Origin of the sequence: Bradyrhizobium sp. USDA 4538, from assembly GCF_024171045.1 — a bacterium.
Classification (GTDB): domain Bacteria; phylum Pseudomonadota; class Alphaproteobacteria; order Rhizobiales; family Xanthobacteraceae; genus Bradyrhizobium; species Bradyrhizobium australafricanum.
The window spans coordinates 3,137,007-3,152,758 of sequence record NZ_JALJZE010000001.1; the positions used below are offsets into that span (position 1 = coordinate 3,137,007).

General features: G+C 64.9%; 16 protein-coding genes. 3 read left to right on the forward strand and 13 right to left on the reverse strand.

Annotated elements, in window-relative coordinates; translation table 11 throughout:
- Positions 1-160 precede the first annotated feature (160 nt).
- From J2R78_RS14075 to J2R78_RS14090, 4 genes are all read right to left on the reverse strand, one after another.
- Positions 161-931 carry an SDR family NAD(P)-dependent oxidoreductase gene (locus J2R78_RS14075; RefSeq protein WP_253605010.1) on the reverse strand — a complete coding sequence of 257 codons (771 nt, stop codon included), beginning with the start codon at positions 929-931 and terminating at the stop codon, positions 161-163.
- A gap of 113 nt (positions 932-1,044) precedes the next feature.
- Positions 1,045-2,709 carry a thiamine pyrophosphate-binding protein gene (locus J2R78_RS14080; protein ID WP_253605011.1) on the reverse strand — a complete coding sequence of 555 codons (1,665 nt, stop codon included), beginning with the start codon at positions 2,707-2,709 and terminating at the stop codon, positions 1,045-1,047.
- Positions 2,710-2,922: 213 nt separating this feature from the next.
- The gene (locus J2R78_RS14085) at positions 2,923-3,726 is read right to left on the reverse strand and encodes a dienelactone hydrolase family protein (protein WP_253605013.1); all 804 of its coding nucleotides are present in this window, start codon (positions 3,724-3,726) and stop codon (positions 2,923-2,925) included.
- Between the two features lie 188 nt (positions 3,727-3,914).
- Entirely contained in the window at positions 3,915-4,934 is a 1,020-nt protein-coding gene (locus J2R78_RS14090) for a L,D-transpeptidase family protein (protein ID WP_253605014.1), read from the reverse strand.
- Positions 4,935-5,121: 187 nt separating this feature from the next.
- Between J2R78_RS14090 and J2R78_RS14095 the strand changes: the two genes are divergently transcribed.
- The 3 genes from J2R78_RS14095 (at position 5,122) to J2R78_RS14105 (ending at position 7,492) form a co-directional block, all read left to right on the forward strand.
- Positions 5,122-6,096: a lytic transglycosylase domain-containing protein gene (locus J2R78_RS14095; protein ID WP_253605015.1), complete on the forward strand. Its 975-nt coding sequence runs from the start codon at positions 5,122-5,124 to the stop codon at positions 6,094-6,096.
- A 138-nt stretch (positions 6,097-6,234) separates the two neighbouring features.
- Positions 6,235-6,861, forward strand: a complete 627-nt coding sequence (locus J2R78_RS14100; RefSeq protein WP_076832668.1) for a Crp/Fnr family transcriptional regulator — start codon at positions 6,235-6,237, stop codon at positions 6,859-6,861.
- A gap of 358 nt (positions 6,862-7,219) precedes the next feature.
- Positions 7,220-7,492: a hypothetical protein gene (locus J2R78_RS14105; RefSeq protein ID WP_253605018.1), complete on the forward strand. Its 273-nt coding sequence runs from the start codon at positions 7,220-7,222 to the stop codon at positions 7,490-7,492.
- Positions 7,493-7,603: 111 nt separating this feature from the next.
- On the opposite strand, the gene J2R78_RS14110 is transcribed toward J2R78_RS14105, so the two are convergent.
- The 9 genes from J2R78_RS14110 to J2R78_RS14150 form a co-directional block, all read right to left on the reverse strand.
- A complete protein-coding gene (locus J2R78_RS14110; protein WP_050382451.1) occupies positions 7,604-8,638 on the reverse strand; it encodes an ATP-grasp domain-containing protein in 1,035 nt (344 codons plus the stop codon).
- Entirely contained in the window at positions 8,635-9,843 is a 1,209-nt protein-coding gene (locus tag J2R78_RS14115) for a putative zinc-binding metallopeptidase (protein WP_253605020.1), read from the reverse strand. The genes J2R78_RS14110 and J2R78_RS14115 overlap by 4 nt, the downstream gene beginning before the upstream one ends.
- Positions 9,844-9,851: 8 nt before the next feature.
- Entirely contained in the window at positions 9,852-10,229 is a 378-nt protein-coding gene (locus J2R78_RS14120) for a hypothetical protein (protein WP_253605022.1), read from the reverse strand.
- Positions 10,230-10,425: 196 nt separating this feature from the next.
- Positions 10,426-11,709 (reverse strand): RNA polymerase sigma factor, encoded by a 1,284-nt coding sequence (locus tag J2R78_RS14125; RefSeq protein ID WP_057020111.1) that lies wholly within the window; start codon positions 11,707-11,709, stop codon positions 10,426-10,428.
- Positions 11,710-11,798: 89 nt separating this feature from the next.
- Positions 11,799-12,185 carry a YciI family protein gene (locus tag J2R78_RS14130; RefSeq protein ID WP_253605029.1) on the reverse strand — a complete coding sequence of 129 codons (387 nt, stop codon included), beginning with the start codon at positions 12,183-12,185 and terminating at the stop codon, positions 11,799-11,801.
- Positions 12,186-12,474: 289 nt separating this feature from the next.
- Positions 12,475-13,170: an AprI/Inh family metalloprotease inhibitor gene (locus J2R78_RS14135; protein ID WP_253605031.1), complete on the reverse strand. Its 696-nt coding sequence runs from the start codon at positions 13,168-13,170 to the stop codon at positions 12,475-12,477.
- Positions 13,170-14,153: a 2-hydroxyacid dehydrogenase gene (locus J2R78_RS14140; RefSeq protein ID WP_253605033.1), complete on the reverse strand. Its 984-nt coding sequence runs from the start codon at positions 14,151-14,153 to the stop codon at positions 13,170-13,172. Before J2R78_RS14140 ends, J2R78_RS14135 begins: the two co-directional genes overlap by 1 nt.
- A complete protein-coding gene (locus J2R78_RS14145) occupies positions 14,153-14,941 on the reverse strand; it encodes an ABC transporter permease (RefSeq protein WP_253605035.1) in 789 nt (262 codons plus the stop codon). Before J2R78_RS14145 ends, J2R78_RS14140 begins: the two co-directional genes overlap by 1 nt.
- On the reverse strand, positions 14,938-15,741 hold the full coding sequence (locus J2R78_RS14150) for an ABC transporter ATP-binding protein (protein WP_375166708.1): 804 nt from the start codon (positions 15,739-15,741) through the stop codon (positions 14,938-14,940). The genes J2R78_RS14145 and J2R78_RS14150 overlap by 4 nt, the downstream gene beginning before the upstream one ends.
- Between the last annotated feature and the right edge of the window lie 11 nt (positions 15,742-15,752).

Below are 15,752 nucleotides of genomic sequence, written 5' to 3' on the forward strand. Positions count from 1 at the left end.
ATGAAACCGACGATGCGATTGAGTTTGAACACCTCGAAGCTCTTCGTTGCCAAACGCGATATTGGCTGAGATGCACCACTCACAGCAAGAGCGTTGAAGTCGCGAAGATCAACGTGGCTTTGTGCAAATGGGCCACTAACCTAAACAAGGCCTTCAGAGATCAGGCCGCGCTGTAACCGCCGTCGACCACGTGCGATGCGCCGGTCATGAACGACGCCTTGTCCGAGCACATCCAGACCACGGCTTCGGCGATTTCCTCGGGCACGCCGAGGCGACGGACCGGCACCTTGGCGATGATCTCGTCATAGCGTTCGTCCATCGTCTCCTTGGTCATCGGCGTCTTGATGTATCCGGGATTGACGCAATTCACGCGGATGCCGTCCTGGGCATATTCGATCGCGGCGGACTTGGTCAGCCCGACGACACCGTGCTTGGTCGCGACATAGTGGCCGGACGTCGCGAGGCCGACCAGGCCTGCGATCGAGGCCGTGTTGACGATGGCGCCGCCACCGCCCTGTTTGAGCATTTGCGCGACCTCGTATTTCAGGCACAGGAACACGCCCATCAGATTCACTGAGAATATCTTGGCCACCGAGGCCTGGGTGAGTTCATGAATGCGCTGGCCGGGCGGCCCGACGGAGCGCCCGGCAACGCCGGCATTGTTGAACGCACAATCGATGCGCCCGAACGCCGAAACCGTGCGGGCCACCATGTTCGCGACCTCGGCCTCGTCGGTGACGTCGCCCTGGATCGCGATCGACTGGCCGCCGGCGGCATTGATCAGCGCGACCGTCTCCTCGATGCCGTCCTTCGAGAGGTCCGACACCGCCACGCGCGCGCCTTCACGCGCCATGGCGATCGCCGTCGCCCGGCCGATGCCGGAGCCGCCGCCCGTCACCAATGCAGCCTTGCCGTCCAGAATGCCTGCCATGAGAAACTCCTCTAAAGCGCGACGCGATCGAATCGAATCGTCATCGCGCTCTTTGCTCCCTGTTTGAGCATGATCTTGCCGGAAAACCGCTTCGCACTTTTCCGGATCATGCTCTAGCGCTTGCCTTCGATTGCGATCTCGACGAGGTACGGCCGCTGCGCCGCGACGGCCTTTGCGACGGCACCGGCGATGCCGTCCGCGTTCTCGACCCTGACCGCCTCGACGCCCATGCCGGCCGCGAGATGCACGAAGTCGAGCGCGGGGCCGGTGATATCCATGTTCTGATAGGGATGCTGGGTGCCGGCTTCAAAGTTCTGGCGCCAGACGTCCACATTGTGCTTGAGGATGCGGTACTCGCGGTTCGCCAGCACCACGAACACGATCGCAAGCTTGTGGTGCGCGGCGGTCCACAGCGCCTGGATCGCGTACATCGCCGAGCCGTCGCCGGAGATCGCGACCACCGGACGATCCGGCATCGCGACCTTGACGCCGATCGCCCCGGCGAGGCCCTGGCCGATGCCGCCGCCACGACCGCCGAAATAATCGCCGAAGCCGCGATAGTCGAAGGCGCGCGCGAGATCGAGGCTCGCCGTGATGCTTTCATCGACGATGACGACATCATCGGGCAGGCCGCGACGAAGCTCCGCGGTGACACGCGGCATCGCGGTCGGCTGCCGGTCCCAGCTTTTCTCGACGCGTGCGCGATAGGCCTCCTTCTCCTTCGCCTGCAATTCGGCCAGCGCGGCATTGCGGTTCTGCGCGGCCTGCCTGAAGTCCGCGCCCGCCTTTGCACGTACCGCTTCCGACAAGACACCGACGCTGACGGCGATGTCGCCGACGATGCCGGCATCGAGCCGGTTGTTGAGCGCGAGACGCTCGGCCGAGGCTTCGATCTGCAGCACGGACGCGCCGTCAGGGATGTGACCACCAGGCGCAAACCAGATGTCCTCAAAGAACGGGCCGCCGACCAGCAGCACGAGATCGGCATCGCCGAGCGCCTTGCGCACCTGCCTTGCGTCGCCCGGAAGCGACTGACGATAGCTCGGATGGCTGGTCGGGAACGGCGCGTGATGGCGGAGCCCCTCGAACCACACGGTGGCGCCGATCGCTTCCGTGAGCACCACCAGCGCCTGCTCGCCGCCCGATCGTGCCACGTCGTCGCCAGCGATGATGGCCGGCTTTTTCGACTTCAGAAGCAGCGCGACAAACGCTTCGATGCCGGCCGGATCGGGGCGCGTCGAGCGCCACAAATTGTCCGGCGCCAGAGCATCGACCGCGGTCTCCTGTTCCATGACGTCGATCGGCAGCGACACGAACACCGGCCCCTGCGGCGCATCGGTCGCCACCTTGAACGCGCGGCGCATGATCGGCGCGATCTCGTCGGCGCGCTCGATCTGCACGCTCCACTTGGTCACCGGCGCCGCCATCGCGACGAGGTCATGGCCGAGCAGCGGATTCTTCAGCCGCATTCGCGTATCCTGCTGGCCGGCCGTCACGACCACGGGCGAACCCGCCTTCAGCGCGCCGTAGAGCGAGCCGATGCCGTTGCCGAGGCCGGGAGCGACGTGCAGGTTGGCGACGGTGACCCGCCCCGACGCCTGCGCGTAGAAGCTGGCGGCGCTGACCGCGACACCTTCATGCAGCGCCATGATGTATTCGAGTTGCGGAAAGGCCGGCAGGCTATCGAGCAGCGGCGTTTCGGTCGTGCCGGGATTGCCGAAGATATGGCGCACGCCGTGCGACACGAACGATTCCATCAGCACACGACGCCCGCGCATTCGCTCCCTCTCGATCGTTCTGATCCGTTTTGCGCATCATCGGCCGGGGAGCGCCCCGTGGCAACCGTGCGAGACGGCCAGCATCCGCGCGGCCGGCTGCGTCTTCCGCATGGCTTCAAGGCGCGGCCGCGCCAGCGAGGCCGCGGCCCTGCCACTTCCGCGGCCAAAGCAGCCACGAATGAAAAGGGCCACCGTTTTGGGTGGCCCTTTTGCTCATTTTTTGAGGTTGGCGGCAAACAGCTTTGCGGCTTCGGCCTTGGATTCCTGATCCGCCTTGGCGTCGTATCTGAGCGGCAGGTTGAACTTCTTGCCGAGCTCGGTGGCTTCGGGGTTGGTGAACGCGTGAACCGCGCCGGGATACTCGACGATGCGGTAATCGGCCTTCGCGGCGTCGAAATCCTTCTTCAGCGCATCATACTGCTCGCGCTTCACGAACGGGTCGTCCGCGCCGTTCAGGATCAGGATTTTCGCCTTGACGGTGCCCGGCGCCGGTGCGGGGGTGTTAAGACCGAGCGATGCGTGGAAGCCCGCGACGGCGGCAAGATCGGCGCCGGTGCGCGCCATGTTCAGCACCACCGCGCCGCCGAAGCAGTAACCGACGGCGCCGATCCGCTGCGGATTGACCGAGGCCTGCTTGGCGAGTTGCTCGCGCGCGGCATTGAAGCGCTGCTCCATCACCTTCGGGTTCTTCATCACCGAGCCCGAGAGCGCGCCGGCATCCTTCGGGTTGTCGGCAGTCTTGGCGTCGCCGTACATATCTGCGATGAAGGCCACGTAGCCCTGCTCCGCGAACTTCCGCGCCTCGTTGTGGATATGCGGGGTGATGCCCCACCATTCGTGCACCATGACGATGCCGGGCCGCTTGGCCTGGGTCGCGTCGTCATAGACGACGAAGCCCTTCATCGTGGTCTCGCCATCGCTATAGGTGACTGGCTCTTCCTTGACCGCTGCGTGTGCGCTCGCAACCATCGCGATGGCGCAGAGTGCTCCCACTATGTTCGTTATGATCGTTCGCATGCTGACCTCCTGCGGGTTTGGCACGAAACGACATTGGCATACCAGCGAATCCTGCGCTAGGCTTGGAAAGCGGAGCCGCTTCGCTCGCCGGCTGCGCATCATCTCCCGAGCGCGCGGGCGTCCGGCCCGCGGCCGAGCGCGCCAACATTTCTGTCGGTTGCTGATCTGTGAACGATGTTGCGTCAAGGTCAGCGCGTCGCCGTTGCTGAGCTTGTCGCGCTATCGATGAACGCAACCGGCGTGCCCTTCGCGACACCGGCCGCGACGCGCTGCGCGTCCCAGTTGGTGAGCCGGACGCAGCCGTGGGACTCCGCCTTGGAGACCTTGCCGGGATCGGGCGTGCCGTGAATGCCATAGCCTTCGCCCGAGAGGTTGATCCAGACCACACCGACCGGGTTGTTCGGACCGGGCCTGATCGTGAACGGCGTCTTCGATCTGACGCCCTTGAACGCGTATTCCGGATTGTAGCGATAGGTCGGGTTCTTGTTGATCGCTGTCACCTTCAGCGTTCCGCTCGGCGTCGGCTTCTCCGCGCTGCCGACCGTCGCAGGATAGAAGCCGAGCAGCTTGCCTGCTGCATCGAACGTGCTGAGCGCCTGCCGCGTCTTGTCGACCTCGACGCGCGCGACTTGCGGCGGTTTTCCGGCATCGGCGACGTTCGCAACCGCAATGGTCTCGCCGGCCTTGTCGAACGTCTGTCCCGGATTGAGCGCCTGAAGCAGCGCCTCGCTCATGTGGAATTTTTCGGCGAGCGCTTCGCGTGGACTGGTGTAGCCCAGCGCCGGCAAGCTCTTCATGCTCTCCATCTTCGCGGGGATCCTCTTCGCGAACGGCCCCTTCACGTCGGCGTCGACGATCGTGTAGCTGACGATCGCAGGCCCCTCGCTGGCGGCTGTGAGCCCGCTCCAGAGCTCTGGCGTCACCGCCTTGTCGAAGGACAATCCATTCGCGTCGGCAAACGCCCGGAGCGCCTTCTGCGCGTTGTCGCCCAGCTTGCCGTCGATCTCGCCGGGAGAAAAATGCGCACGGTCGAGCAGGATCTCGAGCCTGGCAACGAAGGCGTTGAGCTGACCACGGTCCGGCAACTTTGCGGGCGGCGCCGCCACGTCGTTGATCGCGGCCGCATCAAGACCGGCGGCCACCGCTGGCGGGGCCGACACGAGCAAAAGTGCGATGGCAAAGCGTGCAACGGAAAACGGTCGGAACATCGTGTATCCCAACGTGGCTACTTTCCGTAAAGCTACGGAAAGCGTCGAAGTTCCAATGCGAATAGCGGCCAAGTTCCGCGGCGGAACGGCCGATTTCGCGGCTTCGCCGCAATCGACCCGCTAAAAAGTCGTGATCCGAGGTGCATTTGCGCGCAACCCACATCACAATTCAGGTCTCTGGAAGCAAATGCGATTTGTCATCGCGGCGCTTGCCGCGTTTCTTGTCTTGATGCTCGATTTCGATCGTTCGCCAGGTTCGATCAATGGCTCAACCCAAGCCCCGACATTCTCGCGCGACGCGACATCCGACGCCGTTCCGTTTGCCGCGCGCTTTATCGAAAGTGCTGATGCCGGCGAGGCGCCCGCTGCGACGGGCGCGGACAAGACGCCCGCGCCTGCGGCGCAGCCGAGCGATGCCGCGGCCGAGCCGCAGCCGTCCGCGATCGACAAATTCTGCCACAGCCTGAAGGACGCGGCGCAGGCGAGCGAAATCCCCGTTGCGTTCTTTGCGCGGCTGATCTGGCAGGAGAGCCGCTTTCGCTCGAACGAGATCAGCCATGCCGGTGCGCAGGGCGTTGCGCAGTTCATGCCGGAGACGGCGGCCGAAGTCGGGCTCGACGATCCCTTCGATCCGCTGCAGGCGTTGCCGGCATCCGCAAGACTGCTGCGCAAGCTGCGCGACGATTTCGGCAATCTCGGCCTGGCGGCGGCCGCCTACAATGCCGGCAGCGGCCGCGTCCAGAAATGGCTCGCCCGGCAGAGCGAGCTGCCGCGCGAGACCCGCGACTATGTCCGGATCATCACCGGCACCAAGGCGGAGGACTGGGTCGAGCATGCCGAGACGCTCGCCATCCGCATCGACTTGCCGGGCGAAGCGCCGTGCGAAGGCATAGGCGGCCTCTCGAAGGCGAAGGATGTCGCCTTCGTCGCGGCGTCGCCGGCGTCCGCGGTGACGACGATCATCCGCAAGGCCGAGGCCGCGCGAGAGGCGGCAAGGTCGGTCGCCGGCCGCGCGCGCAAGCGGCTCGCGCTGCTGCTCAGAAAGAGCTCGCCGGGCGCGGCCCGGCTCGGCAAGGCGCGCCCGACCGTCGTCGCCGCCAAAACGAAATCCGGCAAGACCCGCGCCATTCACGTCGCCTCGCGCGCGCGTTCGTCGAGCTGAGGCCGCGTCACGACGCGTGCACCGCCGCAAGCGTGGGCCGGCGATATTTCCGCTCAGGAAACTGAGCGCACTGGTGTATGTTGCCGGTCGTTTTCAGATCGGTTTGCTTGCAATTTTCATTTCCCAGTGGGCGTTGTCATGACGTTGATCGATGGTTTGGGTTATCTGGCGTCGGCGCTTGTGTTGCTGACGTTCTGCATGAGTACGATGTTGAGCCTGCGCGCTGTCGCGATATTCAGCAATCTGGCATTCATCAGCTATGGATTGGGCGACCGGATCTACCCGGTGCTTATCCTGCATATCATTCTGCTGCCGCTGAACGTGGTGTTGCTGTTCCAGATGGTTCGGCTGCTTCGGAAAGCGAAGCGTGCTGCAGCGACGGACCTTTCTCCGAACTGGCTGCAGCCGTTCATGCAGCCGAAGCATCTCAAGGCGGGAGAAACGATCTTCCGGAAGGGCGACGACGCCGACCTGCTGTACATGGTCGTGTCCGGCGAGGTCAGGTTTCCCGAGATCGATCGCGGGGTATCGGCGGGTGAACTGTTCGGCGAGATCGGGCTGTTTTCGCTCGAGCGCCGCCGCACGCAAACCGCTCAAGCCGCGACCGATGTAGATCTGCTCTGGATCAGCGACAGCGCACTGAGGAAGCTGTGCGAACGCAACCCGGGACTGTCGCTGTATTTCCTGCGCTTGACGGCGACGAGGATGACGGAAAACGCGGCTCGCGCTATCGGGGTCGGCGAGGTGGCGCCCAGTCCGGCGTAAGGTGCGCCGCCTCGCTTGCCGGCGCTACGGCGCGGACGACGCCGCAAGGCTCGGCAGCGGCGCAAACTGCATCTCTGCAACGGCCGAGCCGGCGTATGCACTGGCGATCAGGATCATGACTCGAATGGCGACGAACATGGTGCCTCCTCAGTCTTGTTGTTGGTCTTTCAATGCCAGAGACTTCTTTCCCGCCGGTGAGGAAAGCTGGTTGCCGCAACCTTGAAGGCATTGGTAAGCGGGCCGTTTACGCAAGCCCATTCATGAGTTGGGAACCGTATCGGCTGATCGGCCGCAGCGCTAAACGCGCGGTTCACCGTCACCGGGCATTGTTCGCCTCAATCAAGAAGGCGCAAGCACAATGCCGATTTTCAGGACGATCCTTGTTGTCGTATCGATTTTTCTTGCCGGTTTGTACGTCTACGACAGTTGCCGCAGCGATGGGCTCGCCATGCCGGTTTCGGGAAACGGAATCCTTGCACGGCGCTGGCCGGAACCGGACGCGTTTCATCCGACGGCAGCCCCTGTTTCCGCGACCGCCGGCACCGTGACGCCGGCCGCGCGCGTTAGGGAAACGTTTGCGATGTTCATCCCCAAGGATGCGCGACGCCATCCGATGCAGCGCAGCCTTTAGAGCATGATCCGGAAAAGTGGAAACCGGTTTTCCGAAAAGATCATGCTCAAACAAGGAGATGAGATCATGATGCGATTCTGTGGAAACGCATCATGATCTAGCGGCCTCGGGTCAGCCCAGCGATGCGCCGGCCTTGGCGCGGCTTATTCCGAGCGTCACGATGCGCTGCAGAAGATCCGGATAGTCCAGCCCGTCATGCCCGGCGGCCGTCGCGAACTCCTGGCTCTTGGCGATTTCGGGGTTGGGATTGGCTTCGATGAAATACGGAACGCCATTGGTGGACAGGCGGAAGTCGATGCGCGCATAGCCATCGAGCCCCAGCGTCCGGTAGATGCGCTTCGCCAGCCGTTGGATATGGGCGGATAGTTCCGGCGTGAGATCCTCGGCCGGGCCATCGACAATCCCGACGCGCTCCTGATAGCTGGTATCGTGCTTGACCTTTTCGGTGGCGATCTGGCGCGCGGCAGGGCCGCCCATGCTGCCGAATTTCAATTCCCACACCGGCAGCACCCGCAGCCGGTTGTTGCCGAGCACGCCGACATAGAGCTCGCGTCCCTCGATGAATTGCTCGGCGATCGCGGCCGTTCCGATCCGCTCATGGATGAAGGCGACGCGCTCGGCGAGCTTCTCGTCGGTATCGACGATCGACGCCTGCGAGATACCGAGCGATCCATCGCTGCTCAGGCTCTTGACGATCAGCGGCAGCTCGAGACGCGGCGGCCGCTTGACCTTGCGGCGCATCGGAAACACCGCGAAGGCCGGCACCGGAATCCGGCGGTGGTGCACCAGCGTCTTGGACAGATCCTTGCCGCGCGCCAGGATCAGGCCGCGCGGGTTGCATCCGGTATAGGCGATCTTCATCAACTCGAGATAGCTCGCGATGTGCTGGTCGTACACGACGTCGTAGTGAAACTCCTCCAGCAGCGTGAACACGACGTGCGGCTTGAAGCCCTCGATCTCGTCGCGCACCGGCTTGATTTCCTCCTGCACGCCAAGCGGACGTACCTCATGGCCGGCCGCGCGCAGGGTGCTGACGACGTCGTATTCCGTCTTCCACTCGTTGATCTCCCGCGCGCTGTATCCATCGCTGGAGTCGGGCGGCACACAGTCCGGGTGCATCAGCACCAGAATGCGAAGCTGTTTCATAGCGCGATCCATTTCCGGCGCGACGGGCCGAACAGCGCGTGCATAGTCTTGGCGGTCAGCAGAATGGTGAAGTTTGTCACGAGCTTCTGCTCGGGGCCGACGGCACGCAGATTGAGCTCGCGGCAGCGCGAGATCATATCATCGAGCACGGCATCGAGCGTCAACTGGTTCTCGCCCGTCCAGCGCGCCACCAGCTGCCTGATCTGGGCGCGGTGCCGCCTGATGAAGGCTGCGGCCGGCGGACGCCGATAATGCCGCGGATCGGCGGAGAACAGCTTGGAGAGATCGCGGTCATAGGTCTTCGGCGGCGTGAAAGCGTAGAATGCCTGCTTCTTCCTGTAGTGCTCGGCGAGCGTTTGCTTGAGCGTATGCAGCGGATCGACCCGCTCGCGCGTCGGGAGCAGCGGCCGCTTGCCGGCGATCTCGCCCATCAGCTCGTCGACATATTCGAGCTTCTTCAGCGCGGGCCAGCCGGCATAGCGCGTCCGCCAGTTCGAGCGCGGCCGCAGCCACACCGCGAAGGTCTCGGCGAAGTCCTCATCCGGATGGCTCTGCGCGTACCAGAGCCGAAGATGCTGGACATAATTGCGGCTGGCCGGATTGGGCCGGTAGTAGCGCGGGTAGTGCTGCGACGACGGGCCGAACAGCTGCTGCCAGCGCCGGCGGCGCTGCAGCTGGTAGCCGTGCTGCACGGCGTGCCCCGCCTCGTGGCGGAGAATGGCCATGCACTCGGACCACGAGGCGCCCTCGACGTCGAGCATCATCTTCTTCTCGAGCTTCATCAGGCGGGGATGGGCGAGGTAGAACGGGATCGCGATGCCGGGCACATCTGCCGGGCTGAACCATTCGCTCGAGATCCATGTGTGCGGCCGCAACCGGATGCCGCGCTCCTCGAGCTCCTCATAGAGCGTATTCACACAATCGGCGAGCCAGGTGCCCTCGACGGCAACCCTCAGACGATTGAGCGGTTGCGCGAGCAACTGCTCGTCCGTCAGCTTTTCCCAGGCAAATTTGCGGCGCGGCATAGGCTTCCAAAGTCTAAAGCAAATCGGACTCTGGATGGTGTCATAGGTTGCCGCCGGCAACAACCGCCGGGCCTTCGCGGCGAGCCTCCGGCCAATGCCGGCATCGGGCCGGCCCGAGTGTCCGCCTTGGGCGGCGGGCAGCGCGCCGAGCCCGATTCGCCGGCTCAAGGCGACGCTCATCTGGCGTCCTAAGGCTTGACCCAGCGTTGCACGGCAGCGGCGGTGTCGGCCGGCCTGGTGTTGAAGCAGATGGCGGCATCGGGGGCGAGCCGGTGCACCAGATTGAGGATCGTCTCGAACAGCAAGAGCCGCTCCGGCGGCTCGCGCAGCCCGGCACCGATCACGACGCAGTCGTAGCGGCGCGCGTTGAGGGCCGCCGCCGTCACGGCTTCCGCCGTATCGCCGAGGTCGATCAGGCAGCTCTCGACGTCGTAGCCGAGCGTCCGCAGGCCGTCGATCTGCGCGTCGAGATAGCTGCGTACCAGTTCGGGCGTGAACTGCGGCATGACGGACAGATCGACGAAGGTAGGGTCGAGGCCGATCGCCAGCACGGATGGCTTCGTCATGGTGGCAGTTCCCGGTTCAAAAGAATTTTGTCCGAGCATGCCGCAGATTTGAGTCGAAATCACGGACACGACGACCCGAAGCTACCTTGTAGCCCGGGTGAGCGAAGCGACACCCGGGGTTGCTCGTCGCAAAGACCCGCATCTCGCTTCGCTCATGCGGGCTACATGGTTTCGCTCCGTCGAAATCGCCGAGCCGTCAGCGGCAGCCATGATCCTGCGCGGCACGCGCAGCGATTGCGGCGCGCCGCTTGAGGAACTCGCGCTCGCGCGAATTGCCGGCTAATGCGGCGGCGGCCTCGAACGCGGCATGCGCCTCCGCGAAACGGCTCAGCTTATTCAGCAGATCGCCGCGCACGCTCGGCAGCAGATGATAGGATTTCAGCGCCGGCTCATCGGTGAGGCCGTCGACGATCGCGAGTGCGGCCAGCGGCCCCTCGGCCATGCCGATCGCAACTGCGCGGTTGAGCTCGATCACGGGTGAATCCAAGAGCGCGGCGAGATCGCCGTACAGCGCGGCGATGCGGCGCCAGTCGGTCGCGTCCGGTGTTCCGGCTTCGGCGTGGCAGGCGGCGATCGCGGCCTGCAGCACATAGAAGCCGCCGGCGCCGCCGAGCTCGCGGGCGCGCGCCAGCGCGAGCTGCCCGCGGCGGATCTGCAGGCGATCCCACCGCGCACGGTTCTGGTCCATCAGCAGGATCGGCTCACCGGACGCATCGGTGCGCGCCGCCATCCGCGAGGCGTTGAACTCCATCAGCGCCAGCAGGCCGTGCGCCTCCGGCTCCGATGGTGCGATCGAGGTCAGCACGCGGCCCATGCGCAGCGCCTCGTTGCAGAGCTGCGGCCGCAGCCATTCGTCGCCGCTTGCCGCGGTATAGCCCTCGTTGAAGATGAGGTAGACGACCTCGAGCACGGAGGCGAGCCGCTCGGACAGCTCCTCGCCGCGCGGCGTCTCGTAGGCAAGGCCCGACTCCGACAATGTGCGCTTGGCGCGCACGATGCGCTGGGCGATGGTCGCCTCCGCCTGCAGGAAAGCGCGCGCGATCTCCTCGGTGGTGAGGCCGCAGATCATCCGAAGCGCCAGCGCGGCGCGCGCCTCCCGCGACAGGCGCGGATGGCAGGCGGTGAAGATCAGCCGCAGCAATTCGTCACCGATATCGTCGTCGAGCGCGGCATCGAAGTCGGGCATGGTCTCCTGCTCCCGCGCCAGGTCGTGCGCGATCACGCCGTGCTTCTCGGCCAGCATGCGATTGCGGCGCAGATGGTCGAGCGCGCGGCGTTTGGCCGTCGCCATCAGCCAGGCACCGGGCTTTTCCGGCACGCCATCGGCCGGCCAATGCTCGAGCGCGGCGACCAGCGCTTCCTGGGTCAGGTCCTCGGCGAGCGGCACGTCGCGCAGCATCCGCGACAGGCTGGTGATCAGCCGCGGCTGCTCGATGCGCCACACCGCAAGGATCGTGGCCTGGATGTCGGCGGCCGTCATCGCCGCCGACCTGGATTCTCGGCTTGACGCGTTGTCTTCACGCGAACCGGCGTCCAATTCGCTTGCGAACGCCCTGTTCGCGCGGCGCATCAGGCGCAGGCGGACACATCGACCTGACAACCGCCGTCGCCGCCCGGGGTGGCGAAGGGGCGAACCTCACAGGTTCCCTCCCAACCCGGCATATGCTCCTTGTGCAGCTGCATGAACTCGACGGCGGCGGCGACCGCCTCTTCCCTGTTGCGGAGCTCGAAGATCGCGTAGCCGCCGATCATCTCCTTGGTCTCGACGAAGGGCCCGTCGACGACGTTGAGCTTGCCGTCGGAGATGCGGACCTGGGCGCCCATCGCTACCGGCAACAGCCCGCCGGTGTCGATCATGCGGCCCGCCTTGATTTCCCGCTCGGCAAGCCTGCCCATCGCCTCCATCAGAGCGGGCGTCGGCGGGCCCGGGGGCTGCGCGGAGGTGACGATATACATGAAGCGCATCGGAAAACTCCTGTTGGGCGAGACGCGGCGATGATCGCCGCAAGACCGGCTCGCTATCGGGAACGACGATCCGGGAGGAGGTGAATCGACATGGGAAAGGGAATTTTTTTCGGGCAGAAGCAGATCGTACCGGCCCCATCGTCGTCCCTGCGAAAGCACGGACGACACGGAGCTTGTGGCAATCCCGTAGCCCGGGTGAGCGAAGCGATACCCGGGGAATGCACCGGCGAAATCCCGCATATCGCTTGCGCTCATGCGGGCTACGAAGCCAGCACCCGATCTACTGCTCCCGCAGCATGATCAGCGGGTCGGCGCTGTCGGGGACGCGGCGCCACTGAGCATTGTCGTCGGCCTCGAACTGCCAGGTCTCGCCCTTGGCCGACATCAGGATCATCTGGCCGTGATCGAGCCGCCACATGGTCGGGTTGAAGGCCGCGACCGCGGGATCGCATTTGCCTTTCAGGAACACCTGGAAATTGTCGTTGCCGGCGTCGGTGTTGGTCAGCACCAGCGTGCAGATCGCCTGGCCGTTGCCGCAGACCATCGACCAGTCGCCGATCATCTGGTCCATCGATTTGGCGAGCGAGCGCGCCGCGGCAAGGTTTTGCAGGATGTAGACGCCCTCGTTCGTGCGCATGCCTTCGAAGATGCCGGTCTCGACCTCGGTGAAATCGATCACGGTCTCGCCGGCGGCATTGTGCAGCCGCACGATGTCGCCGAGGCCCTTGATGCTCCAGCCGGTGATGTCCTTGGTGAAGGGCAGCGCGGCGGCGCAGGCGGGCTCGAGCTCGAGCTTGAAGCCTTGCGGCGCCGTATCGCCCTTCAGCGTCACGACGCAGGTCTTGCTGCGCTCGGTGGTGGCGAGCTCCCACTGCCCGATCATGTCCTTCTTCAACGTCGTGACGTCCTGCGCCGCTGCCGGACCGCACGCGGCCAGCAGCAGACACAGCACGGCGTTGAAGTGGGACAACGACATCAGCGATCCTTGACCGGCGTTTCGGCAACCGGCGTCAGCGGCGGCTTGCCGGCGAACCAGTTCTTGATATTGTCGACCACGAGCTGGTCCATCGCGTTGCGCGTCACCACCGAGGCCGAGCCGATATGCGGCAGCAGCACGACGTTCTGCATCGCCTTCAATTCGTCGGGCACGTTCGGTTCGGCCGCGAACACGTCGAGACCGGCGGCCAGGATGGTGCCGGACTTCAGCGCCGCGACCAGCGCCGGCTCGTCAACCACCGAGCCGCGCGCGACATTGATCAGCACGCCGCGGGGACCGAGCGCCTTCAAGACGTCGGCATTGATCATCTTCGCCGTCGAGGCGCCGCCCGGCACGATGACGATCAAGGTGTCGACCGCCTTCGCCATCTCGATCAGATCGGGATAGTGCTTGTAGGAGACGTCCTTGGACGGATTGCGCGAGTGATAGGACACCGGCACCCGCGAGGCTTCAAGACGGCGTCCGATCGCCTGGCCGATCCGGCCCATGCCGACGATGCCGATCTTGCGGTCGCGCAGCGAGCCGACGCTGAGCGGATAGTTCTGGGTCTGCCACAGCCCGGAGCGCACGTAGCGGTCGGCCTTGACGAATTCGCGCAACGTCGCGATCAACAGGCCCATCGCGACATCGGCGACCTCCTCGGTCAGCACGTCGGGCGTATTGGTGACCACGATATTGTGATCGCGCGCATAGGCGGAATCGACGTGGTCGTAGCCGACGCCGAAGCTGCCGACGATCTCGAGCTTCGGAAACATCGCCAGCGCGGTCTTGTCGGTCGCCATCGTGTGATAGGTGACGGCGATGCCGCGGATCTTCGCCAGCGTATCGGGCGTCAGCCGCTCGAGGTCGCCGCGGCTCTCGGCACGGTGCAGCGCGTATTGATCGGGAAAGCCGTTTTCGAGGATTGGCCGGATCGGTCCATAGATCAACAGATCGATCTTTTCGGAAGAAATCGGGGCCATCAACTGTCCTTTCCTAACGCGCTTTCATGCCAACGCCGCAGCAACAAATGCGAAACTAGCGCCAGCAACCCATAAATGACAATCCCGGCCAGCGATAGCAGCAGAAGTGCCGCGAACATGCGGGGAATATTCAGCCGGTAGCCTGATTCAGCGATCCGGAAGGCGAGGCCCGAGCCGGCGCCGGCGCTGCCCGCCGCGATCTCCGCGACCACGGCGCCGATCAGCGACAGCCCGCCGGCGATGCGCAGACCGCCGAGGATATAGGGCAGCGCCGCGGGCAGCTTCAGGAACAGCAGCGTCTGCAGCTGTGAGGCGCCATAAAGTTGAAACAATCCGGCGAGGTTGCGATCCACCGAATTGAGGCCGAGCGTCGTGTTCGACAGCACCGGAAAGAACGCCACGATCCAGGCGCAGACGATCACCGCGGTCTGCTGCTGCAGATAGATCAGGAGCAGCGGCGCTATCGCGATGACGGGCGTAACCTGCAGCACCACCGCATAGGGAAACAGCGAATACTCCAGCCATTTCGACTGGTTGAACAATAGCGCCAGCACGATGCCGCCGATTGCTGCGGCAACGAAGCCTTCGAGCGTGGTCAGGAGCGTGACGCCGAGCGATTGCGACAGGATGGGCCAGTCCGCAACCAGCGTCTTCAGCACCAACAGCGGGCTCGGCAGCACGTAAGGTTGGATGCCATAGCCGCGGACGATGGCTTCCCAGAGCAGGACGCCAGCGGCGAACACCGCAAGCGGCAGCAGAAAACGGACGAGGTCCTGCGGAGATTTCATGCGCCCGCCTGCCCTGCATACGATGGCGCCAGCGCGCTGGAGACCTCGCGGCAGAACGCGGCGTATTCGGCCGAGGTGCGGAACTCCTCGCCGCGCGGTTCCGGCGAGGTGATGCGAAACTCCGCGCCGATCCGGCCCGGGCGCGCGGTCATCACGATCACGCGCTCGGAAAGATAGACCGACTCGAACACGGAGTGCGTCACGAAGATGACGGTCTTGTGCAGGGTGCGCCACAGCGACAGCAGGTCGTTGTTGAGGCGAAACCGCGTGATCTCGTCGAGCGCCGCGAACGGCTCGTCCATCAAGAGGACATCCGGATCGGTGACCAGCGCGCGCGCCAGCGACACCCGCATCTTCATGCCGCCGGACAGTTCGCGCGGATAGGCGTCGGCGAACTCCACAAGCCCGACCTGATCCAGCGCCGCATCGATGCGCGCATCGGCGTCGGTCGCAGGCAGCCGGGCAAGCTTCAGCGGCAGGCGGACATTGTCGCGCACGGTAGCCCACGGCATCAGGGTCGGCTCCTGAAATACGAAGCCGATGCGGTGGCTGCCGCGCTGCTCCGCGCCATGATGCGAGACCTCGACCGTGCCGGCGCTTGGCGTGGCGAGACCTGCAATGAGCCGCAGCGCGGTGGACTTGCCGCAACCGGAGGGCCCGAGTAGCGAGACGAACTCGCCGCGCCTCACGTCGAGGTCGAGCGGCCCGAGTGCCCTCACGCCGCTGTCATAGGTCTTGCTGACGCCGCGCAGGCGCACAGCCGACGCTGCATCAGATCCAGACAACGCAGGCTCCGCCATCGCCCGTCCGC